Here is a 22,445-nt window from a genome sequence, read left to right as displayed (position 1 = left end):
CCTGCTCCCAACCTTTCCGCGGCTCAGAGGTTGCCGCGACGCTCCTGCTCGCGCTCGATCGCCTGGAAGAGCGCCTTGAAGTTGCCCTTCCCGAAGCCCAGCGAACCGTGCCGCTCGATGAACTCGTAGAAGACGGTCGGGCGGTCGCCGATCGGCTTGGTGAAGATCTGCAGCAGGTAGCCGTCCTCGTCCCGGTCGACCAGGATGCCGCGCTTCTTGAGCTCCTCGATCGGCACCCGCACCTTGCCGATGCGCTCGCGCAGCGACGGGTCGTCGTAGTACGAGTCCGGGGTGTTCAGGAACTCCACGCCGCGCGAGCGCAGCACGTCCACGGTGGTGAGGATGTCGTTGGTGGCCAGCGCCATGTGCTGGCAGCCGGGGCCGGTGTAGAACTCCAGGTACTCGTCGATCTGCGAGCGCTTCTTGGCGATCGCCGGCTCGTTCAGCGGGAACTTCACCCGGTGGTTGCCGCTGGCGACGACCTTGGACATCAGCGCGGAGTAGTCGGTGGCGATGTCGTCGCCGACGAACTCGGCCATGTTCACGAAGCCCATGACCCGGTTGTAGAACGAGACCCACTCGTCCATCTTGCCGAGCTCGACGTTGCCGACCGCGTGGTCGAGCGCCTGGAACAGCCGCTTCGGCGCGCCCTCGGGACGGACCACCTTGCTCTCGGCGGCGACGAAGCCCGGCAGGTAGGGGCCGTGGTAGCGGGAGCGGTCGATCAGGGTGTGCCGGGTCTCGCCGTAGGTGGCGATGGCGGCGCGGCGCACGGTGCCGTTCTCGTCGGAGACGTCGTTCGGCTCCTCCAGCACGATGGCGCCGGTGGCGCGGGCGTGCGCGATGCACTTGTCGACGTCCGGGACCTCCAGGGCCAGGTCGACGACGCCGTCGCCGTGGCGGCGGTGGTGGTCCAGCAGGGGGCTGTCCGGCGAGACGCCGCCCTTGATCACGAAGCGGCAGGAGCCGGAGCGCAGCACGTAGGCCTTGCGGTCGCGGCGGCCGGTCTCCGGGCCGGAGTAGGCGACCAGCTCCATGCCGAAGACGACCTGGTAGAACTGGGCCGTCTGGGTGGCGTTCCCGACCACGAACACCACGGCGTCCTGGGCCGTGACCGGGAACGGGTCCGAAGCGGGGTCGTGCTCGACGAGGCCGACGAGTCGGCGCAGCTGCTCGGCGTCGAGACCTGCCTCGCGCTCCTCGGGGGTCAGCTCAAGGGCATGGGGCTGCGGGGTCATCGGTTGTTCCTCCACGTTGAGGCATCCGCTTGGGGGTCCGTCGCACTGCGGGGGTGGGCGGTGCGGTTGAGCGCTGAGCTTGCTCCAGTCCAGGTGGTTGGGCAACAGGTCGGATTTTCACTGTTCAATGTGTACAAGGTGATCAGGAAATCCGAGGGCGGGCTGCGCACATTGTCCTGCTCGGGCGGGGTTTTCCGGAGGTCGCTTCAGCGCCGTGCCGCGGCGGCCGGCAGTCTGACCAGGAACCAGTCCCGGGCCAGCTCACAGACCCGGTCCAGGGTGCCGGGCTCCTCGAACAGGTGGCCGGCGTGCGGCACGAGCACCAGTTCACTGTCGCAGCGCAGCCGCTCCCGCGCCCGCCGGTTCAGCTCGACCACCGTCCCGTCGCGGGCGCCGACGATCAGCAGGGTCGGCGCCGTCACCGCGGCCAGCGCCGGACCCGCCAGGTCCGGCCGCCCGCCGCGCGAGACCACCGCGCCCACGCCGTCCCCCAGCCGGGCCGCCGCCCACAGGGCCGCCGCCGCGCCCGTACTGGCCCCGAACAGGCCCAGCGGCAGGCCCGCCGTCTCCGGGAGCTCCGCCAGCCGGGCGGTCACGTCGGTCAGCCGGCCGCCGAGCAGCTCCACGTCGAACACGTTGCGGCGGTCCGGCTCCTCGTCCTCGGTCAGCAGGTCGAACAGCAGCGTCCCCAGGCCCGCCCGGTTGAGGAAGGCGGCCACGGCCCGGTTGCGCGGGCTGTGCCGGCCGCTGCCGCTGCCGTGCGCGAACACCACCGCGCCGCGCGCCCCGGCCGGCACCGTCAGCCTGCCCGCCAGCCGTACGCCGCCCGCGTCCACCGTCAGCTCCCGGTCGGCCGGCACGGCGGCGGCGGGGCGCGGTGCGGCGGCCCTCGCCTCGGCCAGGCAGCGCAGCACCTCCTCGTCGGAGGTCTGCGAGAAGTCCGCGTAGAACTCGCCGATCGCGAAGAACGGCGACGGGGTGCCCACGCAGACCAGCTCGTCGGCCACCCCGGTCAGCCGCTCGGTCCAGTCCCGGGGCGCCACCGGCACGGCCAGCACCACCCGGGCCGCGCCCCTGGCCCGGACGATCAGACAGGCCGCCCGGGCGGTGGAGCCGGTCGCGATGCCGTCGTCGACCACCACCACGGTCCGCCCGCGCACCTCCACCGGCGGCCGGTCGCCCCGGTAGCGGCGGGCCCGCCGGGCCAGCTCGGCCCGCTCGCGCCGCTCCACCTCGGCCAGCTGCTCCGGACGCACCCCGCCCATCCGGATCACCTGCTCGTTGAGCACCCGCACGCCGTCCTCGCCGATCGCCCCCATGCCCAGCTCCGGCTGGTACGGCACGCCCAGCTTGCGGATCACGCAGATGTCCAGCGGCGCGCCGAGCGCCGCGGCGACCTCGGCCGCCACCGGCAGACCGCCGCGCGGCAGCGCCACCACCACCGGGTCGGCGCCCCGCAGGTGGTCCAGGAGCGGGGCCAGCCGGCGGCCGGCGTCGGTGCGGTCGGTGAAGTGCGTGCCGGTGACGTGCATGTTCACGGCCTCCGAGTTCCACGGTACGTCCGCCGGAGGGGAGCCGGGAGGAGCCGGGGGAGGAGCCGGGGCCGGGACGGGTCGGCGCCCGGGTCGGCGTCCGGGCCGGGCGGGCGTGGGGCGTGGACGGGGCCCGCTGCCCGTGCGCCCGGGACGGCGGGCGGAGCAGCGTGGAGACCCGGAACCGGCCCGTCCCGGAGCCCCGGGCGACGGCCGGATCACACCCTCCCGGAGGAGACGTCCATGCGTAGCGCCGTCGTGGTCGCCGACACCAGGTCACCGGCCCTGGTGTACGGCACGGCCGGCCCCGACCCGGTCGCCCGGTGGGTCTGCCTGGCCCGCCGCACCGGACTGTCCGGCGGCTGGGAGGCCGTCGAATGGGCCGGCCTGCCCCCGGGCGCGGCCGGCCACGAACACCTGCACACCCGCACCGAGGCGGTGCACGTCCTGCTCTCCGGCCACGGGGAGCTGACCCTCGACGGCCGCACCCACCCCGTCCGGGCCGCAGACGCCGTGCTGATCACCGTCGGCACCCGCTACGGCCTGCGCAACCTCGGAGACCGACCCCTGGAACGACTCATGATCGAGATACCCGCCCGGCACCCGCCGCTGTTCGACGGCGTCGTCATCACCAACCTCCGCCGGATCGGCCCGCTCGACCCCTCGGTCGCCCTCGGCGGGCCGCTGCGCCTGCTGCGGGTGGCACGCCTCGGGGCCGGCGAACGCGCCGAGCACACCGCCGACGGGGTCGAGCACACCCTGTTCGTCGCCGCCGGCGGAGGCCGGGCCGCCACCGGCGACGTCCGGGTCCCGGTGCGGCCCGGCACCGCGCTCACCCTGCCGCTCGGCACCTCGGTCACCCTGACCGCCGGGCCCGACGGACTCGAGTACGTGCACGCCGTCCTGGCCGTCCCGGCCGCCGGGGCGACCACCGAAGGGAGCGCCGACCGATGATCGTCGCCGACACCGACCACCCGCAGGTCCTGCTCGGACCGGGCACCCAGCGGGTGCGCACCCGCTGCCTGGCCCGCCGGGCCATGCTGCACAGCGCCTGCGAGTCCGTGGAGCACGTCCGGCTCAGCCCCGGCGCCTGCTACGACCTCGGCGGACGCGAGGGCGCCGAGGCCGCCTGGTACGTGCTGCGCGGCCCGGTCGTCCTGATCGACTGCCCGGACCACCCGCAGCGCATCCTCGACCACGGCGACCTGCTGCTCGCCCCGCGCGCCCAGGAGGTCCACCTGCACGGCGGCCCGCTGGGCGCGGAGCTGCTCTGCCTCACCGTGCTGCCCGCGACCGCCGCCGAGCCGCTCCCGGGCCGGCGGCCCGACCTGCCGGCACCCCGCTGAACCGCCGTCCCAGGGGCCGCCGCACCACCCCGGTGCGGCGGCCCCTCCGGCTGCCCGCCCGGGCCGCGGCGACCCGTACGGGAGGCCGGCGGGACGCCGACGGGACCCGTACGGGACGGCCCCGGGAGCGTCCGGGACCCGGGTCCGCCGCCGCCCGGCCGGGCCCTCGGGCGGCGGCGGGAGCGGAACGGGACCTCGTCCCCGTGCGGCCGGGACGCCGGGCGCCGGACGGTGGAGATCGAAGGGCGGCCCGGGGGACCGGAGCCGCGGAACGAAGGAATCCCACCCATGACCGGCACCGTCATCACCGACCTCCGCCGACGCGGCGCGGTCGACCCCCGCCGACTGCTCACCGGCCCGCTGCGCGGCGTCGGCCTCCAGCGGATCGACCCGGGCGACAGCGTCGAGTTCGTCGCCGACGACGCCGAGCACGCGCTCTACGTGACCGCCGGCGAGGGCTCCGCACAGGCCCCCGACGGCGACGTGCCGCTGGTCGAGGGCACCGCGCTGACCCTGCCGCTCGGCACCCGTACCGTCCTGACCGCCGGGGAGGCGGGCCTGGAGTGCTTCCACGCCGTCCTCGTCGTCCCGGCGGCGGCAAGCCCGGAAGGAGAACAGCCGTCATGATCGTCACCACCGACTTCGGCTCGGCCACCGTCATCCTCGGCCCGGACGGCAGCAAGGTCCGCGTCCGCGGCCTCGCCCGGCGGGAGATGCTCGCCAGCGCCTGCGAGTCCTTCGACCACCTGCGGCTCGGCCCCGGCGCCCGGCACTCCTTCGCCGGCCGCACCGACACCGAGACCGTCTGGTACGTGCTGCGCGGACCGCTGCTGGTCGGCGAGGTGGCCGACCGGCCCGAGCACCTGGCCGCCGAGGGCGACCTGGTGCTGACCCGGCGCGGGCACTCGCTGCGCCTCCAGGCCGGCCCGCTGGGCGCCGAGGTGCTCCGCCTGACCCTCGCCGCCCGCCGGCGGGTCCCCGCCCGCCGTACCGCCGCCCACCGCGCGGCCCCCGGAAGGACCCGGCCGTGAGGCCGGCCCGCGGGCGCACCGGCCCGCCGCCCCGCACCCGCCACGACCAACGGCCCCCGACCGGGGGCCGGGAAGGCACTCCGTGATCCTCGTACCCGCCGCGGTACCGGGCACCGCCCCGGTCTTCCGCCGGCTGATCGACCCGTCCCACCTGCCCGCCGCCCACGGCGCGCTGACGGTGGAGACCCTGCCGCCCGGGATCCGGGTGGAGCAGCACCCCTCCCACCGCGCCGAGTCGGTGACCGTGGTGCTCTCCGGCCGGATCCGCGCCGCCGGCCGGATCCTCGGCCCCGGCACCGGGCTCTACCACCCGCCGGGCAGCTCCTGCGGCCTCACCGCGCTGTCCGGCGTGCCCGCCGCCGTGCTGACCGTCCGGCCGCGCCCGGTCGCCCGCGCGGCCCCCCACCTGCGGGAGCCGGTCCCCCTGGACCGTCCCGCCAACCGGCCCAACGCCTCCGACGGCCCGCCCGGGCCTCTGGTGCGCTGGCTGGCCACCGAGCGGACCGTGGGCGCCCGCCGGGTCACCGTGGCGGCCGCGGTCTTCGCCCCCGAGGGCGGGTACGGGCTGCACCGGCACCCGCGCGCCGACCAGTTCTTCCTGGTCGTCGAGGGCGGCGGCCACCACCTGACCGAGACCGGCGAGGTCCCGCTGCACCGGGGCGACCTGGTGTTCGTCCCGGCGGGGGAGTGGCACGGCCACCGCCCCCGGCCCGGCACGGCCACCGTCGCGCTGTACGGCTACCTGGGCGCGGCCAGCCCGGCCCAGGCCGGGCACCAGTTCCTGGAGCCGGGGACGGCGGCCGCGGCCTGAGCCCGGATCTCCCGGCGGGCCGGCCACCGCCGGGAAATCCGGGACCACTACCCCATGCGCCCGGGCGGTCACCGGGCGCATGGTGGAGGAAGCGAGGCGGCCGGACCGTCCGGCCGCACCGGCAGAGCGAGGAAGCACCCCATGACAGCCAGGACCGTGACCAAGACGCTCGCGGCGGCCTCCCTCCTGGTCGGCGCCGTCACCGCGGCGGCCGCCCTGCGCAGCGGCCGCGCCGGCGGCGGCTCCGCCAAGGCGGCGGCGCCCGGCGGCGGCCCGACCGGCAAGGCCGGCCCGGGCGACCCCGGCAGTGGCCCGATCTGCCGGGTCGGCGAGCCCGACTGCCCGAGCTGATCCGCCGGCCCCACCGACCCCCGGCCCCACCGACCCCCGGCCCCACCGGGCCACTCCACCCGGCCACCCCTGAAGCCCGCCCCCGGTCCCGCACAGGACCGGGGGCGGGCGGGCGTCCACCGGTACGGCTCAGCCCCGTACGCCCGGACCCGTGCGCCGGGCCCCGGGCACCTCAGCCCCGGGCGGCCCGGTCCCGGACGACCGGGTGCCGGGGCAGCACCGCGCGGACGCGGGTGCCGCCGCCGCGGGGCGGGGCGCCGACCGCGCAGTGGCCGCCGACCTCGGCGGCCCGCTCCGCCATCGACCGCAGGCCCACCCCGGTGCCCTCGGCGGACGGTTCGGGCGCCAGCCCCACCCCGTCGTCCTCGACGAGCAGGGTCAGCGCCGTCCCGTCCACCCGCAGGCTGACCCGGGCGTGCCGGGCCCGGGCGTGGCGCAGCACGTTGTTGAGCGCCTCGGCGGCGATCCGGTAGGCGGCGACCTCGACGGCGGGGGGAAGTTCGGGCAGCGGGTCCGGTTCCAGTTCGGCGCTGACGGCCAGTTCGGTGCCGGTGAAGCCGGCGGCCAGCTGGCGGATCGCCCGGGCCAGGCCGAACTCGCCGAGCGGGGCCGGGCCGAGCCGGTCGGTGATCCGGCGGACCTCGGTGATCGCCAGCCCGAGGTCGGCGGAGACGCCCTGCAGCAGCTCCCCGAGCGCGGGCGGGGGCGCGCCGACGGCCCCGCCCGCCGCGCTGTCGACCCGCAGCCGGAGTCCGGCCAGCGCCGGGCCGAGGCCGTCGTGGATGTCCCGGCGCAGCCGGCGCCGCTCCTCCTCGCGGGCGGCGACGATCCGTTCCCGGCCGGCCCGCAGGTCCTCCTGGAGCGCCAGCGAGGCGACGGCGGGGGAGGCCTGGTCGGCGAGGGTGCGCAGGATGGCGAGGTCGCCGGTGTCCAGCCGTTCCTCGCCGGCCCGCGGGGTGACGGTCAGCAGGCCGACCGTGGCGCCGTGGTGGACCAGCGGGAAGTCCCGGCCGGGCCGGTCGAGGCGGCCGACGGAGGCGAGCGGGCGGGTGCCGGAGCGGGTGGTGGCGCTCAGGGCGACGCCGGGCAGCCGCAGCTCCTCGGCGATGGTGGCGCAGAGCGTGAGCGGGAGCCGTTCGGGGTCGACGACCTGCCGGATCCGGCCGGCCAGGGTGCTCAGCACCTGGTAGGGCTGGGCGCGTTCGCCGTAGTACAGCCGGTCGACGGCGGCGGCGACCCGGCCGGTGGCCTTGGGCAGTCCGGCCCCGACGGCGAGGACCAGGGCGATCAGCAGCAGCGCGGCCGCGCCCCGGCCGGGCACCAGCCAGGCGGAGAGCAGCGCGGCCAGCACCACGAACAGCGCGGTGATCCCGGTGCCGAGCAGCAGCGCGATCAGCACCTGGCGGGCGGCCCGGTCGAGGCGCCAGCCGCCGTCCTTGATCACCAGGTACGCCACCGCCACCGACCAGAGGCAGCCGGCCGCGGTGAGCAGCCCGTAGGCGGGCCAGTAGGCGTCGGCGAAGCGGTAGGCGTAGAAGCGTTCGGCGCCCGCGTACAGCAGGTAGGCGGCGAGCATGCCGGCGACGGGCAGCCGGTGGCCGGGGGCGGAACGCAGCAGCCGGCTCAGCAGGACGGCGCAGGCGACGGTGATCAGGGTGAGGTGGACGGGCAGCCAGGCCTCGTCCAGCCGGGTGGTGAGGTCGCCGGCGAACCGCGCCACCGCCGTACCGGCCAGCGGGTCGGGGTGCCCGTACGCCCGGGGGCGGGCCAGGAAGGCGAGGTCCCAGGTCAGCGTCCACAGGCCGACGGCGGCGACGTACGCCCACCAGCGCCGGTCGGTGAGCCGTCCGGCGGGCAGCCAGAGCAGCAGCGTGTAGAAGACCGTGTCGGCCACGGTGTTGCCCAGCACCCGGACCACCGCGACCGTGCCCACCAGGCCGGGGTCGGCGAGCTCGTTCCAGACGGGGGCGGCGGCGGCCAGCGGCAGCAGGGTGGCGGTCGCGTAGGTGAGCATCACCCAGCCGAGCGGGCTGCCGGGCCGGTGGGCGTGGAGCAGCATCCCGGCGGCGGCGGTGGGCAGCACGATCGCGAGGTTGGCCAGCTGGTCGCGGGGCCAGCGGATGCCCGGTTCCCCCAGGTGGGCCAGGACGTAGCAGGCCCACAGGGTGCTGACCACCACGCAGAGCGCGGTGCACGCGGCGGCGCCCAGCAGATGCCGCTGGGCGGGGGTCCGCCGCGGGGGGCGTCGCGGTGTCCGGCGCAGGCCGCCGAACAGGGCCCGGCGGGCGGGGCCCCTGGGCCGGGGGGAGGTCACGGTGTTCAAGGCACTGCCCTCGCAACGCGCGCTGGTGAGCCGGGGGCGCGGCGCCCTGCCCCCGGTCGCGGGACAATCGCCCGGCCGTCCGAGCATGTCACGGATAGTCACGGAATCCTCGCTGGTAGTGTCGGCCGGGTGGATGAAGAGCAGCGGGGCGACTCGCCCGTCCGTGTACTGATCGTCGATGACCACCCGCTGTTCCGGGAGGGGCTGAGGGCCGCCCTGGAGAGCGCCGAGGACATCGAGGTGGTGGGCGAGGCGGAGCGGGTCGCCGAGGTGCCGGCGGCGGTCGGGCGGTGCCGGCCGGACGTGGTGGTGATGGACCTCTCGCTGCCGGACGGCTCCGGGCTGGAGGCCGCCCGCCGGCTCGCCGAGACCGGTGGTGCCGGTGCCGGTGCCGGTGCCGGTGGTGGCGAGGGTGGCGGTGGCGAGGGTGGCGGGGGTGGCGGCTCCGGGGAGGGCGCGGCGGGCCCCGGAGGGAGCCCCCCGGTGCTGATGCTGACCATGTCCGACGACGACGGCAGCCTGCTGGCCGCCCTCCAGGCGGGGGCGCGCGGCTACCTGGTGAAGGGCGCCGGGCGCGAGGAGGTGCTGCACGCGGTGCGGACGGTCGCGGCGGGCGGCGCGGTGTTCGGCTCGGACGTGGCGGGGCGGATCACCGCGCTGCTGGCGGGGGCCAGGCTGCGGGAGGCGGGGCAGCTGTTCCCGGAGCTGACGGCCCGGGAGGCGGAGGTGCTGGACCTGGTCGCCCGAGGGCTGGACAACCGGCGGATCGCACGGGAGTTGGTGGTCGCCGAGAAGACCGTCCGCAACCACGTCACGCACATCTTCGAGAAGCTGCACGTGGCGACCCGTGCCGAGGCGGTGGCCCGGGCGCGGGACATGGGACTGGGGGACGGCTGAGCCCCTTGGGTCGGAACCGGCCCCGCAGGAGGTGAATTGAGGCACTGTCGGACGCGGTGGGTGTCGCGTCCGCCCGGAAGCCCTTGACGGAACCGGGACTTGGCCCAATCATCATGGTCGCGTCAACTTCGCGGACCCGACCCCCCTCCACCCCGCGAACCCCCTTGGCGCACGTTCCGTTCTGCCCCACCAGAATCTGGAGCCTCCATTGAACGAGCGCGCCCCGCGGCGATCCCGCCTGCGCCGAACCAGCCTGTCGACCGTGGCGGTCGTCACCCTCGCCACCGTCCTGTCCGCACCCGCCGCCCTCGCCGGGCCCGTTCCGGCCGACGGGCGGTCGGCCCCGGCCGCCGTCGTCGCCGCACCGGACATACCGGTGGCCAACGTCAAGGCGCACCTCGCCCAGTTGCAGTCGATAGCCACCGCCAACGGCGGCAACCGCGCCCACGGCCGGGCCGGCTTCAAGGCCTCGATCGACTATGTGAAGGGCAAGTTGGACGCGGCGGGCTACACCACCACGCTGCAGACCTTCAGTTACAACGGCGCCACCGGCTACAACCTGATAGCCGACTGGCCGGGCGGCGACCCGGACCACGTCATCATGGCCGGCTCCCACCTGGACTCGGTCACCGGAGGCCCCGGCATCAACGACAACGGGTCCGGCTCCGCCGGGATCCTGGAGACCGCCCTCGCGATATCCCGCGCCGGCCTCAAGCCCACCAAGCACATCCGCTTCGGCTGGTGGGGCGCCGAGGAGTACGGGATGATCGGCTCCAAGAACTACGTCAACAAGCTGACGGCGGCGGACCGTTCGAAGATCGAGGCGTACCTCAACTTCGACATGATCGGCTCGCCCAACCCCGGCTACTTCGTCTACGACGACGACTCCCGGCTGGACTCGCTGTTCAAGGACTACTTCGCCGGACTCGGCGTGGCCACCGAGCCGGAGACCGAGGGCGACGGCCGTTCGGACCACGCGCCCTTCAAGAACGTGGGCATCGCGGTCGGCGGCCTGTTCAGCGGCGCCGACTACACCAAGACGAGTGCCCAGGCGAGCAAGTGGGGCGGGACGGCGGGCCAGGCCTTCGACCGCTGCTACCACTCCTCCTGCGACACCACCGCCAACATCAACGACACCGCGCTGGACCGGATGAGCGACGCGATTGCGCACGGCATCTGGACCCTGGCCGGCGACGGCACCACCCAGCCGCCCGGCGGGACGGTCTTCGAGAACACCGCCGACTACCAGATCCCGGACGCGGGCACGGCCGTCGAGTCCCCGGTCGCCGTCACCGGCCGGACCGGCAACGCCCCGGCCGCCCTGAAGGTGGACGTGGACATCAGGCACACCTGGCGCGGCGACCTGGTCGTCGACCTGGTGGCGCCGGACGGCAGCACGTACCGGCTGAAGAACTCCAGCTCCAACGACTCCGCCGACAACGTGATCGCCAGCTACACGGTCAACGCCTCCTCCGAGGTCGCCAACGGCACCTGGAAGCTGCGGGTGCAGGACGTGGCCGCGCAGGACACCGGCTACGTGAACAGCTGGAAGCTCACCTTCTGACCACCCCGGCCGGCGCCCGCGGGCGCCGGTCACCCCGGGTGACCCCGAGCGGCTGTGCAACTCGTTGCACAGCCGCTCGCCTGCTGGAACGGGCCGCACCGGCTGTAACGGTCAAAAGGATGCAAAACGTTAGAAGAGGGCCAGAATGGGTACTGGGCAAGCGCCTTCCATGTTCCGAACCTAGGAGGTGGTATCGGTGTCTACCCAGATTCCGATGGGCATGGAGCACCACCCGGACATCGTCGAACTACGCGAACACTACGAGCGGGTCACCACGACCCCGCGTGCCCAGGCCGTCGAGGCCCTGGCCACGCTGTGCGGTCTCTTCCTGGCGGCATCCCCGTGGATCGTCGGATTCACCGCCTTCAACACGCTGACCGTCACCTGCCTCATCGTCGGCATCGCGTACGCCGTCCTGATGGCCGGGTACGGGTCCGCCTACGAGCGCACACACGCACGGGCCTGGGCCGCGACCCTTCTCGGTGTGTGGACGATCGTCTCCCCCTGGGTCATCTCGGGTGAGGTCGACCGCGGCAAGAACATCGTCACCTGCCTGATCACGGGTGCCGTGATGTGTCTGCTCGGCCTCGCGGCGATCTCGATGGCCACCATGACGGCGAACGGAGCGGCGATGCGCCTCGGCCGGCGCAGCCGGGCAGCGGGCGGCTGACCCGGGACGAGGGCCCGTCGCGACGGGGCCCTGACCCCTCGGGCCTTTCTTTCGGAAAAGGCCCTCGGCCGGGGTGACGGAGGGAGCTCCGCACCCCGGCCACGGCACGTCCGGGCAGGCCCTACGGCCGGGTCATCCGCAGCACGTCCAGTGCCTCGTCCAGCTGCTCGACGGTGAGCTTCCCCTGCTCCAGGTAGCCGCGCTCCAGCACCACCTGACGGATGGTCCTGCGCTCGGCCAGCGCCTGCTTGGCCACCTTGGCCGCCTCCTCGTAGCCGATGTAGCGGTTGAGCGGGGTCACCACCGAGGGTGAGGACTCGGCGTACTCGCGGGCCCGCTCGGCGTTGGCGGTGATGCCGTCCACGGCGCGGTCGGCGAGCAGCCGGGCGCCGTTGGCGAGCAGCCGTACCGACTCCAGCACATTGCGGGCGATCACCGGGAGCATCACGTTCAGCTCGAAGTTGCCGCTGGCGCCGGCCACCGTGACCGTGGCGTCGTTGCCGATCACCTGGGCGGCGACCATCAGCACCACCTCGGGCAGCACCGGGTTGACCTTGCCCGGCATGATGGACGAACCGGGCTGGAGGTCGGGCAGGTTGATCTCCGCCAGGCCGGTGCGCGGGCCGGAGCCCATCCAGCGCAGATCGTTGGCGATCTTGGTGAAGCCGACCGCGACCGTGCGCAGCTGACCGCTCAGCTCGACCAGCCCGTCCCGGGCGCCCTGCGCCTCGAAGTGGTCGCGGGCCTCGGTCAGCGGCAGGCCGGTGGCCCGGGAGACCTCCTCGATCACGGCGGCGGCGAAGCCCGGCGGGGTGTTGATGCCGGTGCCGACCGCCGTGCCGCCCAGCGGCAGCTCGGCGACCCGGGGGAGGGTGGCCAGCAGCCGCTCCCGCCCGTGCCGCACCTGGGCGGCGTACCCGCCGAACTCCTGGCCCAGGGTGACCGGCGTCGCGTCCATCAGGTGCGTGCGGCCCGACTTCACCACCTCGGCGAACTCGGCCGCCTTGCGCTCCAGCGCCTCCGCCAGGTGCTCCAGCGCCGGGATCAGGTCGTGGGTGACCGCGGCGGTGGCGGCGATGTGGATCGAGGACGGGAACACGTCGTTGGACGACTGGCTCGCGTTGACCTCGTCGTTGGGGTGGACCGGACGGCCCAGGCGCTCCGCGGCCAGGGTGGCGATCACCTCGTTGGCGTTCATGTTGGAGGAGGTGCCGGAGCCGGTCTGGAACACGTCCACCGGGAACTCGGCGTCCCAGCGGCCCTCCGCGACCTCCTCGGCGGCGGCCGCGACCGCCGCGGCGGTCTCCTCGTCCAGCACCCCGAGCCGGGCGTTCACCCGGGCCGCGGCGGCCTTGATCCGGGCCAGCGCCGCGATGTGGGCCCGCTCCAGCCGCTGGCCGGAGACCGGGAAGTTCTCCACCGCGCGCTGCGTCTGCGCCTGCCACTTCGCCGCCGCCGGCACCCGCACCTCGCCCATCGAGTCGTGCTCGGTCCGGTACTCCAGCTCCTCGGCCATCGTGCGCCCACCTCCCTGTCGCGGCGGCCCGGTGCCGCCCGCGATCACCTTCCGATCACCACAGCCCCGCGGCGGGTCCGGGTATTTCCGGCCCTCCGATCGTCACTCGAACGAGTGCCCGGGGATGATCACGACCACTGTGCCACCGCGCGGCCGAACCGGATGGTTTTCCCTCGAAAGAGTGAAGGTCGCGACCTTCCCGTACGGGCCCGGCCGCCGCCGCCCGTACGCTCGGCACCGAGGCGGAACGATCAAGGGGGCGGCTCGGGGCCGTTCCCCTCGGAACGCCTCGGGCGGAGCGGGCCGGCGGACGGCCCGGTGGCACCCGGCGGGGGTGCCACCGGGGTGCGGACGGACGCCGGCGGCCGGCCGGGAACCCGGCGGGGTGCGGAAGGGCACGGCACGGAAGGTGCGGTACGGACGGAGGGACCGGGCGATGGCGGCGGGGCGGCACGGGCAGGGCGAGGGGCTCACCCGGCGGGAGGTACTGGGCGTCTCGGCGGCCCTCGGCGGCGCCGTCTGGCTGCTGCGCGGCACCCTCGGACCGGACGGTGCCGGGGCCGGCGTCCCGGCCCCGCCGGCACTCCCGGCCGGCCTGGAGCCGTACCGCCGGGTGTACGAGAACTGGTCCGGCGAGGTCCGCGCCGACCAGCTCTGGACCTGCGCCCCGCGCACCCCGGAGGACGTCCCCCTGCTCGCCGACTGGGCGCGGTCCAACGGCTGGCGGCTGCGCGCCCAGGGCCACCGGCACACCTGGGCGCCGCTCACCGTCGCCGACGCCACGCCCGGCAGCGCCCGGGTGCTGCTGCTGGACACCACCCGGCACCTCACCGCGATCACCGCGGACTCCCCGGACACCGTCCGGGTGCAGACCGGCGCCGGCATGGAGGAGCTGCTCGCCCACCTGGCCGGGCGCGGCCTCGGCGTCACCGCCTGCCCGGCGCCCGGCGAACTCACCGTCGGCGGGGTGCTCGCCATCGGCGGCCACGGCACCGCCGTCCCGGCCGCCGGCGAGAGCCGCCCCGCGGGCCACGGCTACGGCTCGCTCAGCAACCAGGTCACCTCGCTGACCGCGGTGGTCCACGACCCCGCCACCGGCCGGTACCGGCTGCGTACCTTCGACCGCTCCGAGGCGGACAGCGCGGCCTTCCTGGTCCACCTCGGCCGGGCCTTCCTCACCGAGGTGGTGCTGCGCGCCGGCGCCGACCGCCCGCTGCGCTGCGTCAGCCGGTTGGACATCCCGGCCACCGAGCTGTTCGCCCGCCCGGGCACCGCCCCGGGCCCGTCGGGCGGCCTGCTGGGCGGCGTGCTCGGCGGTCTGACGGGCGGCGGCGGGCCGCGCACCTTCGCCGAGTTCGTCGAACGCGACGGGCGCGCCGAGGCGATCTGGTTCGCCCACACCGAGTACCCGTGGCTGAAGACCTGGAGCCACGCCCCGAGCCGCCCGCTCGCCTCCCGCGCGGTCGACGAGCCCTACAACTACCCCTTCTCCGACAACGTTCCGGAGCCGGTCGCCCGGCTCGCCGGCCAACTCGTCGCCGGCGCCTGGGGATCGGCCCCGCTCTTCGGCCAACTCCAGTACCTGATCGCCAAGGTGGCGCTCACCGGCGACCTCACCGACGTGCTGCTCTCGGACGGCCTGCTGCGCGACCTGCTCACCGGCGACCTGCTCACCCACCTGCTGGCCGGCGGCCTGCGCTCCGACCTGTGGGGTCCCTCCCGCACCCTGCTCCAGTACGTGCGGCCCACCACCCTGCGGGTCACCGCCAACGGCTACGCGGTGCTCGCCCGGCGCGCCGACCTCCAGTGGGTGGTGGGCGAGTTCGCCGCGTACTACCGCACGGCGCTGGCGGAGTACCGGGCCCGCGGGGAGTTCCCGGTGAACGGCGCGGTGGAGATCCGGGTCACCGGCCTGGACGACCCCGCCTGGTGCGAGGTGCCCGGGGCCCGTCCGCCGCTGCTGTCCGCGGTGCGACCGCGCCCCGACCGGCCCGACTGGGACACCGCCGTCTGGCTGGACGTCCTCTCGCTGCCCGGTACCCCCGGGCTGCACCGCTTCGCCCGGGACGTCGAGCGGTTCCTGCTGCGGACCTTCGACGGCACCCGGGCCGGTCTGCGCGTCGAGTGGTCCAAGGGCTGGGCCTACACCGACACCGCGGCCTGGGCCGATCCCGAGGTGCTGGGCCGGGTGGTCCCGGACAGCCTCCGGGCGGGCGGCGGCCCGGGCTGGGACGAGGCGGTCGCCGTCCTGGACCGCCACGACCCGTACCGGGTCTTCGGCAACGCCTTCCTGGACGGGCTGCTGACGCCCTGACCGGCCGCCCCCGGGCCGTCGGCGGGGCTACCAGGACTAGGGTCGGTTGCGAAAGTGGATCAAGGTCGCCTGCGTGGCTCACAACCCGCGGATGGCTTCGGCAAGGTTGGGGCCGTAGGACGCCCAGCAGATGAGTGAGCCGTCGGCGGCGAGCTGTCCCATGAACCACTCGTCGTCAGCTCGGGCGAGGCACAGGCCATGGAAGGACAGGATGATGTCAGGCTGGAGGACGTCGTAGTCCGCGGAGCCGGGCTGTTCGACAACGACGAGTCGTTCAGGCGAGAGCAGATCCGCTTCGGCGTCGCCGGAAACGGAACGGACCCGCTCGATCGTCCATCCGTCGGGGAGATCTGCGTTCACTGCCGCATGGTCGCACTCAGGGCGCCTCACAGTCATTCGTTTACGGCGGCGACCAGCACCGTCGCGTGATAACGGACGGCGAGCTTGTCGTACCTCGTGGCGACCGCGCGGTGGCGCTTGAGCCGGTTGATCCCGCACTCGACCGCGTGCCGCTGCTTGTAGTCGTCCTTGTCGAACTGGGGCGGGCGGCCGCCTGGGAGCCGAGCCTCCGGCGGTTGCGGATCTGGTCCGTCTTCTCCGGGGATGGTGCACTTCACGCCGCGTCGGCGCAGGTAGGAACGGTTCGCGCGGGAGCCGTACGCCCTGTCCGCACGGACCCTGTCCGGCTTCGTGCGGGGGCGGCCGGGGCCGATCCTGGGCACTGTCGTGCCGCTGGCCAGCGGTGACGAGCAGGGACAGCGGCTTCTGTCCCTGCTCGACCGCCAGGTGCAGCTTGGTGGTCAGCCCGCCGCGCGAGCGCCCGAGTCCGTGGTCGTCGGGCTCAGTGTCGACGCCACCGGGAGGCTCCTTCTGGAGATCCCCTTTTACGCGCCCCAGCGGCATGCTGGTGGGCGCGCGCGATAGTGGAGTCCACGCTCACGTCCCACGTGATCAGGCCTTGCGTCGGCCTCGGCCTGCAACTGTTCGAAGATGCGCTTCCAGGTGCCGTCACGCTGTCACCGCCGGAACAGGTCGTAAGCCCGGCCCCACGGCCCGTACCGCTCAGGCAGGTCACGCCAGGGCGCCCCGGTCCGAGTACGCCACCGTATGCCGTCGATCAACTGCCGGCGAGTCCACGTCCGCGGGCGGCCCGGCTTCTTTCCCACCGGCAGCAACGGCTCCAGCCGCTCCCACTGGCCGTTCGTCAGATCACCACGCCCCACAGACCGTGATCATCTACGACCTTGATCCACTTTCGCAACCGGCCCTAATCGCAGTGCAGCGGGCTTCAGCCCGGTGGTGAAGCGATTCCGAGTCCTGCTCCGACGCCAGCGGTGGGCGCTCTCCCGCACGGTGGACGGCGTCCACCGCGGGCGTTCAGGCCGGGCGGTTGTGCTGCTCGATGTACCGGCGGACCACCGACAGGGGTGCGCCGCCGACGGAGCCGGCGACGTACGAGCCGGACCGGAGGCGCTGCGCACGCCGGTGGTGCTCGACCGGGTCGGGGAACTCCTGGCGCGTCCGGCGGGAGTTGGCGCCCTTGAGGCTGTTGACCGGCTCGGACGGGGCGACCTGGGGCGGGAGGTGCACGAGCGGGTGGACGTGGTCGCTCTCGCCGTCGAACTCGGCCGGCTCGACCTCGAAGTCGGCACGGACGCTCCGCGTGATCACTTCGAGTCGGGTAGGTGTCGGTCGGCGAACACCGTGTGCCGGTACCCGGTCACGAAACCACGTGGGGCGTGCAGGGCGAAGCACGGCGCGAATATTCTGACACTCAGTCACCGGCCAGAGCGTTAGAGTGACTTCGTGCAGCTCAGGTACTCCTTCCGCGTCTACCCGACGGCGGGTCAGCGCGCGGCGCTGGCGCGGGCGTTCGGGTGTGCGCGGACGGTGTACAACGACGCGCTGCGCGCCCGCGAGGACGCCCGCGCGGCCGGGCTGCCGTTCCCGGGGACGGGCGAGCTGTCGAAGGCGCTGATCACGGAGGCGAAGAAGACCCCGCAGCGGGCGTGGCTCGGCGAGGTGTCGGCCGTGGTCCTCCAGCAGTCCCTGCGGGACCTGGACACCGCCTACCGGAACTTCTTCGACGGCCTCAAGGGCAAACGCCCCCATATGGGCGCGCCGCGGTTCAAGAGCCGCAAGGACACCCGGCAGGCGATCCGCTTCACCGCCAACGCGGCCTGGCGGATCACCCCCGGCGGAAAGCTGCGCCTGCCGAAGATCGGCGACCTGACGGTGACATGGTCCCGCACCCTGCCGTCCGCGCCGTCCACGGTGACGGTGGTCAAGGACTGCGCCGGCCGGTACTTCGCCTCCTTCGTCATCGAGACCGACCCTGCCGCCGACCTGGCCCGCATGCCCGACACCGACACGGCGGTGGGCATCGACCTGGGGCTGACGCACTTCGCGATCCTCTCCGACGGCACGAAGATCGACAGCCCGCGGTTCCTGCGCCGCGCCGAGAAGAAGCTCAGGAAGGCGCAGCGGGCCCTGTCCCGCAAGGCCAGGGGCTCGAAGAACCGTGACAAGGCCCGCACCGAGGTCGCCCGCGCTCACGCCCGGGTCGCGGATGCGCGGCGCGAGTTCCACCACCAGGTCTCCACCCGGCTGATCCGTGACAACCAAGCGGTCGCCGTCGAGGACCTGGCGGTGAAGGGACTCGCGCGCACGCGCATGGCCAAGTCGGTGCACGACGCCGGCTGGTCCCGGTTCGTGGCCATGCTGGCGTACAAGGCCGCACGGTACGGGCGCACCCTGGTGCGCATTGGCCGCTTCGAGCCCACCAGTCAGGTGTGCTCACGGTGCGGCGTCAAGGACGGCCCCAAGCCCCTGCACGTCCGGGCATGGACGTGTGGGGCGTGCGGGAGCGTCCTCGACCGGGACGTCAACGCGGCGGTCAACGTCGCCAAGGCCGCCGGACTGGCGGTGTCGGCCTGTGGAGCGCAGGTAAGCCGGGCATCCGTGCCCGCACAGCGCGGCGAAGCAGGAACCCACCCGAAGCCCTCACCCCTCCGGTGGGAGCAGGCGGGAATCCCCGGCCCTTAAGCCGGGGAGGATGTCAAAGGTACTCCATCACCAGCACCGCCGCGGTGTCCGGGGCGAGCGCGCGGAAGATGTGCGGCGCGTCGCCCGGGTAGCTCACGTAGTCGCCGGGGCCCAGCTCGACCGGCTGCTCCGGCGGGCCGACCAGCGCCCGGCCGGAGCTCAGCACCACGTGCTCCACCGTGCCGGCCTGGTGCGGGTCCGAGGCCCGGGTGCCGTCCGGCTGGGCGTCGATCCGGTAGACGTCCCGGCGGGCGTTCGGCGGGCAGGAGGCCAGCAGGGTTGCCGCGTAGTCGGCGCGCTCCGAGTGGGTGACCGGGCCCTCGCCGGAGCGGATGATCCGCACCTGGGGCCGCGGCGGGTCGACCAGCCGGCTGAACTGCACGTCGAGTGCCACGCTCAGCGCCCACAGCGTCTCCACGCTGGGGTTGCCGGCCCCCGACTCCAGCTGCGACAGCGTCGACTTGGCGATCCCCGCCCGCTTGGCGAGCTCGGTCATCGACAGTCCGGTGCGCTCGCGCTCGCGGCGGATCGAGGCCGCGATCAGGTCGATCAGGCCGGGGCTGCTGCTCGTCATGGTCCGTTCGCTCCAGAAGTCCATGCGTTCGCCTTGACGAACGATCGCCGTTGTGTTCATTCTAGTGGACATGCGTTCGCCATCACGAACACTGAAGTCCTTCGCCCCGTCGGTACGGGCCCTGCGGGCGCTCGACCGCGCCACCCTGCGCGACATCGCCCTGGTCTGCCTCGCCGACGCCCTGGTCGGCGCCTCCTTCGGCGCCATCAGTCTCTCCGGCGGCCTGCCCGCCTGGGTGCCGATCGCCATGTCCGTCCTGGTCTTCGCCGGCGGCTCCCAGTTCGCCGCCGTGGGCGTGGTGCTCGCCGGCGGCGGGGCGGCCGCCGCCGTGCTCACCGGCCTGGTGCTCAACGCCCGGCTGCTGCCGTTCGGCCTCACGGTCGCCGACGCCCTCGGCCCCCGCCGGTGGCAGCGGCTGGTCGGCGCCCACCTGATCACCGACGAGTCGGTGGCGTTCACCCTGCTCCAGCGCGACCGCCGGGGGCGGCGCGCCGCGTTCTGGGTGTGCGGCCTGGCCCTGTTCGTGATCTGGAACCTCTCCGTCCTGCTCGGCGCGCTGGCCGGCTCCGCCCTCGGCGACACCGACGCCCTCGGCCTCGACGCCGCCTTCCCCGCCGTCCTGCTCGCCCTGGTCCTGCCCGCCCTGCGCGACCGCCGCACCCGCCATGCCGCCCTGCTCGGCGCGGGCGTCGCGGTCGCCGCCACCCCGTTCCTGCCGGTCGGTGTCCCCGTGCTGCTCGCCCTGGCCGGGCTGGCCCTGGCCTTGCGCCCGGACCGGCCCGAGGCGGCCGCCGCGCCCGAGGCGCCGGCCGACCCCGACGTACCGGACGCGCCCGACGGACCGGCTGATCCCGACACGCCCGCCGCGCCGACCCTGGAGGAGGTCCGATGATGCCGCTGCTCGCCATCGCCCTGCTGGCCGCCGGCACCTACGCGCTGCGCCTGGCCGGCCCGCTGCTCGGACACCGGCTGAGCGTCTCCGACCGCGTGCAGCGGCTGCTCGCCGTGGCCGCCGCCGTGCTGCTGGTCGCCCTGGTCGCCACCGGCGCCCTGACCCAGGGCCAGCACTTCGCCGGCTGGGCCCGCCCGGCCGGCGTCCTGGTCGCCGCCGTCCTCGCCCTGCGCCGCGCCCCCTTCCCGCTGGTGGTGGTCGCGGCCGCCGGCACCACGGCCCTGCTACGGCTGTGCGGGGTCTCCTGACGGACGGCCACCGCGGCCCGACGGTGCCGAGTGCCCGACGGTGCCGAGTGCCCGACGGCCCCGGGTGCCCGCCGGACCGGCCCCGGGGCGGGCGCTCAGGCCGGCAGCGAGCGGTAGAACAGCGTCGTCGGGTGCAGTGTGCCCGCCGGGTCGGCGGCGTAGTCCGGGATGGTGCCGACCCTGGTCCAGCCCGCGCGCTCGTACATCCGCTCGGCCGGACTGCCGGTCTCGGTGTCCAGGACCAGCAGGCGCAGGCCCAGGCCCGCCGCGGCCGACTCCAGCGCGTCGAGCAGGCGGTCGGCGAGCCGCCGGCCCCGGTCCGCCCGGTGCACCATCAGCTTGGCGACCTCGCCCCGGTGCCGGCCGTTGGCGGGGACCGCCGGGCGCAGCTGTACGGTGCCGGCGATCCGGCCGTCCTGTGACGAGCGGGCCGTCCACAGCAGGATCCGGCCGGCGTCCACGTCCGGGATCAGCGCCTCCCACCAGGCGGTGGCCTCGTCCGGGCGCAGCCCGGCGAGGAAGCCGAGCGAGGAACCGCCCCCGACGGTGTCCACCAGCAGCCCGCCCAGCTCCTCCGCCGAGTCCGCGAGCTCCGCCGCCGACAGCCTGCCGATCGTGTACATGGTCACACCCTCGTTCCGGCGGGCCTCTCCCGTGCCCGCGTGCGGAATACTCGCCGCTGAACGCCGAGACCACAAGGAGCATCCATGCCCAAGCCGCCCCGGATCGACCCGGCCGACCTGCTCGCCGTCGGTGACCTGCTGAGCGACGAGGAACGGCTGATCCGCGACACCGTCCGGGCGTGGGCCGACGAGCGGATCCGCCCGCACATCGGCGACTGGTTCGAGCGCGGCGTCTTCCCGGCCCGCGAGCTCGCCCCCGAGCTGGGCTCCCTCGGGGTGCTCGGCATGCACCTGGACGGCTACGGCTGCACCGGCTCCAGCGCGGTGGCGTACGGCGTGGCCTGCATGGAGCTGGAGGCCGCCGACTCGGGTCTGCGCAGCTTCGTCTCGGTGCAGGGCTCGCTGGCGATGCGTTCGATCCACGCGTTCGGCTCGGAGGAGCAGAAGCGGCGCTGGCTGCCCGGGATGGCGGCCGGCGAGCTGATCGGCTGCTTCGCGCTCACCGAGCCGGACTTCGGCTCCGACCCCGCCAACATGCGCACCCGGGCCACCCGCAAGGGCGGCGACTGGGTGCTCACCGGCAGCAAGATGTGGATCACCAACGGCTCGATCTCCGACGTGGCCGTCGTCTGGGCGCAGACCGAGGAGGGGGTGCGCGGCTTCCTGGTCGAGCGCGGCACGCCCGGCTTCACCACCCGCGACGTGTCCGGCAAGCTGTCGCTGCGGGCCTCGGTGACCAGCGAACTCGTCCTGGACGAGGTGGTGCTGCCGGCCGACGCCGTCCTGCCGGAGGTCACCGGGCTGCGCGGCCCGCTCTCCTCGCTCGGCGAGGCCCGCTACGGCATCCTCTGGGGCACGGTCGGCGCCGCCCGCGACTGCTACACCACCGCGCTGGACTACGCGCGGACCCGGATCCAGTTCGACCGCCCGATCGCGGGCTTCCAGCTCACCCAGGAGAAGCTGGTCGAGATGATGCTGGAGGTCGAGAAGGCCTACCTGGTGGCCCTGCGGATCGGCCGGCTCAAGGACGAGGGCGCGGCCCGTCCCGCCCACATCAGCTTCGGCAAGCTCAACAACGTCCGGGCCGCCCTGGAGATCGCCCGCAGCGCCCGTACGGTGCTCGGCGCCAACGGCGTCACCACCGCGTACTCGCCGCTGCGGCACGCCAACAACCTGGAGTCGGTGCTCACCTACGAGGGCACCAGCGAGATCCACACCCTGGTCCTCGGCGAGACGATCACCGGCGAGCAGGCGTACCGCTGACGGCCGGCCGCATCGAGGTGGTCCACGAGTTCCGCCCCTGGCTCCCCTCCGGCGGTGTCCGCCGGAGGGGTCGGTCCCGGGGGGCCGGTGTACGCCTCAAGGTGGAGGCGGGCACCCCCTGGGACGGAGGAGGACTCGCGACCTCGT

General features: G+C 74.5%; 22 protein-coding genes and 1 pseudogene. 14 read left to right on the top strand and 9 right to left on the bottom strand.

From position 1 onward, the window contains the following. Positions 1-23: 23 nt before the first annotated feature. Complete coding sequence (hppD, locus tag ACWEQL_RS06425) at positions 24-1,238, bottom strand: 4-hydroxyphenylpyruvate dioxygenase (protein ID WP_452149029.1); 1,215 nt, start codon at positions 1,236-1,238, stop codon at positions 24-26. 206 nt (positions 1,239-1,444) lie between these two features. Further along, entirely contained in the window at positions 1,445-2,770 is a 1,326-nt protein-coding gene (locus ACWEQL_RS06420) for a phosphoribosyltransferase family protein (RefSeq protein WP_452149060.1), read from the bottom strand. 243 nt (positions 2,771-3,013) lie between these two features. Here ACWEQL_RS06420 and ACWEQL_RS06415 point away from each other — a divergent pair, with 243 nt between their 5' ends. The 6 genes from ACWEQL_RS06415 (at position 3,014) to ACWEQL_RS06390 (ending at position 6,309) form a co-directional block, all read left to right on the top strand. Continuing rightward, positions 3,014-3,724: a cupin domain-containing protein gene (locus ACWEQL_RS06415; RefSeq protein WP_452149028.1), complete on the top strand. Its 711-nt coding sequence runs from the start codon at positions 3,014-3,016 to the stop codon at positions 3,722-3,724. Next, a complete protein-coding gene (locus tag ACWEQL_RS06410; RefSeq protein ID WP_452149027.1) occupies positions 3,721-4,116 on the top strand; it encodes a hypothetical protein in 396 nt (131 codons plus the stop codon). Before ACWEQL_RS06415 ends, ACWEQL_RS06410 begins: the two co-directional genes overlap by 4 nt. Before the next feature lie 288 nt (positions 4,117-4,404). Next, positions 4,405-4,743: a hypothetical protein gene (locus tag ACWEQL_RS06405; protein ID WP_452149026.1), complete on the top strand. Its 339-nt coding sequence runs from the start codon at positions 4,405-4,407 to the stop codon at positions 4,741-4,743. Continuing rightward, positions 4,740-5,147, top strand: a complete 408-nt coding sequence (locus ACWEQL_RS06400) for a hypothetical protein (protein WP_452149025.1) — start codon at positions 4,740-4,742, stop codon at positions 5,145-5,147. Before ACWEQL_RS06405 ends, ACWEQL_RS06400 begins: the two co-directional genes overlap by 4 nt. Positions 5,148-5,229: 82 nt before the next feature. Further along, a complete protein-coding gene (locus ACWEQL_RS06395) occupies positions 5,230-5,958 on the top strand; it encodes a cupin domain-containing protein (RefSeq protein ID WP_452149024.1) in 729 nt (242 codons plus the stop codon). Between the two features lie 141 nt (positions 5,959-6,099). After that, entirely contained in the window at positions 6,100-6,309 is a 210-nt protein-coding gene (locus ACWEQL_RS06390; protein ID WP_452149023.1) for a hypothetical protein, read from the top strand. Positions 6,310-6,481: 172 nt separating this feature from the next. Here the strand turns inward: ACWEQL_RS06390 and ACWEQL_RS06385 are convergent, their stop codons facing one another. Continuing rightward, positions 6,482-8,623 (bottom strand): ATP-binding protein, encoded by a 2,142-nt coding sequence (locus tag ACWEQL_RS06385; RefSeq protein ID WP_452149059.1) that lies wholly within the window; start codon positions 8,621-8,623, stop codon positions 6,482-6,484. A gap of 138 nt (positions 8,624-8,761) precedes the next feature. Here ACWEQL_RS06385 and ACWEQL_RS06380 point away from each other — a divergent pair, with 138 nt between their 5' ends. From ACWEQL_RS06380 to ACWEQL_RS06370, 3 genes are all read left to right on the top strand, one after another. Continuing rightward, a complete protein-coding gene (locus tag ACWEQL_RS06380) occupies positions 8,762-9,529 on the top strand; it encodes a response regulator (protein ID WP_452149022.1) in 768 nt (255 codons plus the stop codon). A gap of 253 nt (positions 9,530-9,782) precedes the next feature. Continuing rightward, complete coding sequence (locus ACWEQL_RS06375; RefSeq protein WP_452149058.1) at positions 9,783-11,093, top strand: M28 family metallopeptidase; 1,311 nt, start codon at positions 9,783-9,785, stop codon at positions 11,091-11,093. 196 nt (positions 11,094-11,289) lie between these two features. Then, the gene (locus ACWEQL_RS06370) at positions 11,290-11,763 is read left to right on the top strand and encodes an SPW repeat protein (protein WP_452149021.1); all 474 of its coding nucleotides are present in this window, start codon (positions 11,290-11,292) and stop codon (positions 11,761-11,763) included. A gap of 121 nt (positions 11,764-11,884) precedes the next feature. Here the strand turns inward: ACWEQL_RS06370 and ACWEQL_RS06365 are convergent, their stop codons facing one another. Next, a complete protein-coding gene (locus tag ACWEQL_RS06365) occupies positions 11,885-13,279 on the bottom strand; it encodes a class II fumarate hydratase (protein ID WP_452149020.1) in 1,395 nt (464 codons plus the stop codon). Between the two features lie 436 nt (positions 13,280-13,715). Between ACWEQL_RS06365 and ACWEQL_RS06360 the strand changes: the two genes are divergently transcribed. Further along, positions 13,716-15,593, top strand: coding sequence for a cholesterol oxidase substrate-binding domain-containing protein (locus ACWEQL_RS06360; protein ID WP_452149019.1), 1,878 nt, complete (start codon positions 13,716-13,718; stop codon positions 15,591-15,593). Positions 15,594-15,671: 78 nt separating this feature from the next. Here the strand turns inward: ACWEQL_RS06360 and ACWEQL_RS06355 are convergent, their stop codons facing one another. The 3 genes and pseudogenes from ACWEQL_RS06355 to tnpA all read right to left on the bottom strand — a co-directional run bounded on the left by ACWEQL_RS06355 (position 15,672) and on the right by tnpA (position 17,264). Next, positions 15,672-15,953, bottom strand: a complete 282-nt coding sequence (locus ACWEQL_RS06355) for a hypothetical protein (RefSeq protein WP_452149018.1) — start codon at positions 15,951-15,953, stop codon at positions 15,672-15,674. A gap of 32 nt (positions 15,954-15,985) precedes the next feature. Next, positions 15,986-16,816 (bottom strand): annotated as a pseudogene (locus ACWEQL_RS06350) (IS5 family transposase). 154 nt (positions 16,817-16,970) lie between these two features. After that, a complete protein-coding gene (tnpA, locus tag ACWEQL_RS06345; protein WP_452149017.1) occupies positions 16,971-17,264 on the bottom strand; it encodes an IS200/IS605 family transposase in 294 nt (97 codons plus the stop codon). Positions 17,265-17,399: 135 nt separating this feature from the next. On the opposite strand from tnpA, the gene ACWEQL_RS06340 reads away from it, so the two are divergent. Further along, positions 17,400-18,638 (top strand): RNA-guided endonuclease InsQ/TnpB family protein, encoded by a 1,239-nt coding sequence (locus ACWEQL_RS06340; protein WP_452149016.1) that lies wholly within the window; start codon positions 17,400-17,402, stop codon positions 18,636-18,638. A gap of 13 nt (positions 18,639-18,651) precedes the next feature. Here ACWEQL_RS06340 and ACWEQL_RS06335 read toward each other — a convergent pair whose 3' ends face one another. Continuing rightward, complete coding sequence (locus ACWEQL_RS06335; protein WP_452149015.1) at positions 18,652-19,236, bottom strand: helix-turn-helix domain-containing protein; 585 nt, start codon at positions 19,234-19,236, stop codon at positions 18,652-18,654. A 46-nt stretch (positions 19,237-19,282) separates the two neighbouring features. Between ACWEQL_RS06335 and ACWEQL_RS06330 the strand changes: the two genes are divergently transcribed. Together ACWEQL_RS06330 and ACWEQL_RS06325 are read left to right on the top strand one after the other, a co-directional pair. Continuing rightward, complete coding sequence (locus ACWEQL_RS06330) at positions 19,283-20,104, top strand: AzlC family ABC transporter permease (RefSeq protein WP_452149014.1); 822 nt, start codon at positions 19,283-19,285, stop codon at positions 20,102-20,104. Continuing rightward, positions 20,104-20,412, top strand: coding sequence for an AzlD domain-containing protein (locus ACWEQL_RS06325; RefSeq protein ID WP_452149057.1), 309 nt, complete (start codon positions 20,104-20,106; stop codon positions 20,410-20,412). Before ACWEQL_RS06330 ends, ACWEQL_RS06325 begins: the two co-directional genes overlap by 1 nt. Before the next feature lie 95 nt (positions 20,413-20,507). On the opposite strand, the gene ACWEQL_RS06320 is transcribed toward ACWEQL_RS06325, so the two are convergent. Further along, the gene (locus ACWEQL_RS06320) at positions 20,508-21,035 is read right to left on the bottom strand and encodes a GNAT family N-acetyltransferase (RefSeq protein WP_452149013.1); all 528 of its coding nucleotides are present in this window, start codon (positions 21,033-21,035) and stop codon (positions 20,508-20,510) included. An 84-nt stretch (positions 21,036-21,119) separates the two neighbouring features. On the opposite strand from ACWEQL_RS06320, the gene ACWEQL_RS06315 reads away from it, so the two are divergent. Next, entirely contained in the window at positions 21,120-22,298 is a 1,179-nt protein-coding gene (locus ACWEQL_RS06315; RefSeq protein WP_452149012.1) for an acyl-CoA dehydrogenase family protein, read from the top strand. Positions 22,299-22,445 lie beyond the last annotated feature (147 nt).

The organism is Kitasatospora sp. NPDC004240 (assembly GCF_053603215.1).
This window is presented reverse-complemented; position numbering and strand designations above follow the sequence as displayed.

Bases quoted from the DNA above. Each gene is read 5' to 3' on its own strand.
- ACWEQL_RS06360 (WP_452149019.1), top strand. From the start codon at position 13,716: ATGGCGGCGGGGCGGCACGGGCAGGGCGAGGGGCTCACCCGGCGGGAG.
- ACWEQL_RS06315 (WP_452149012.1), top strand. From the start codon at position 21,120: ATGCCCAAGCCGCCCCGGATCGACCCGGCCGACCTGCTCGCCGTCGGT.
- ACWEQL_RS06390 (WP_452149023.1), top strand. From the start codon at position 6,100: ATGACAGCCAGGACCGTGACCAAGACGCTCGCGGCGGCCTCCCTCCTG.
- ACWEQL_RS06400 (WP_452149025.1), top strand. From the start codon at position 4,740: ATGATCGTCACCACCGACTTCGGCTCGGCCACCGTCATCCTCGGCCCG.
- ACWEQL_RS06325 (WP_452149057.1), top strand. From the start codon at position 20,104: ATGCCGCTGCTCGCCATCGCCCTGCTGGCCGCCGGCACCTACGCGCTG.
- ACWEQL_RS06410 (WP_452149027.1), top strand. From the start codon at position 3,721: ATGATCGTCGCCGACACCGACCACCCGCAGGTCCTGCTCGGACCGGGC.
- ACWEQL_RS06365 (WP_452149020.1), bottom strand. From the start codon at position 13,279: ATGGCCGAGGAGCTGGAGTACCGGACCGAGCACGACTCGATGGGCGAG.
- ACWEQL_RS06330 (WP_452149014.1), top strand. From the start codon at position 19,283: ATGCGTTCGCCATCACGAACACTGAAGTCCTTCGCCCCGTCGGTACGG.
- hppD (WP_452149029.1), bottom strand. From the start codon at position 1,238: ATGACCCCGCAGCCCCATGCCCTTGAGCTGACCCCCGAGGAGCGCGAG.
- ACWEQL_RS06320 (WP_452149013.1), bottom strand. From the start codon at position 21,035: ATGTACACGATCGGCAGGCTGTCGGCGGCGGAGCTCGCGGACTCGGCG.
- ACWEQL_RS06405 (WP_452149026.1), top strand. From the start codon at position 4,405: ATGACCGGCACCGTCATCACCGACCTCCGCCGACGCGGCGCGGTCGAC.
- ACWEQL_RS06335 (WP_452149015.1), bottom strand. From the start codon at position 19,236: ATGGACTTCTGGAGCGAACGGACCATGACGAGCAGCAGCCCCGGCCTG.
- ACWEQL_RS06420 (WP_452149060.1), bottom strand. From the start codon at position 2,770: ATGCACGTCACCGGCACGCACTTCACCGACCGCACCGACGCCGGCCGC.
- ACWEQL_RS06415 (WP_452149028.1), top strand. From the start codon at position 3,014: ATGCGTAGCGCCGTCGTGGTCGCCGACACCAGGTCACCGGCCCTGGTG.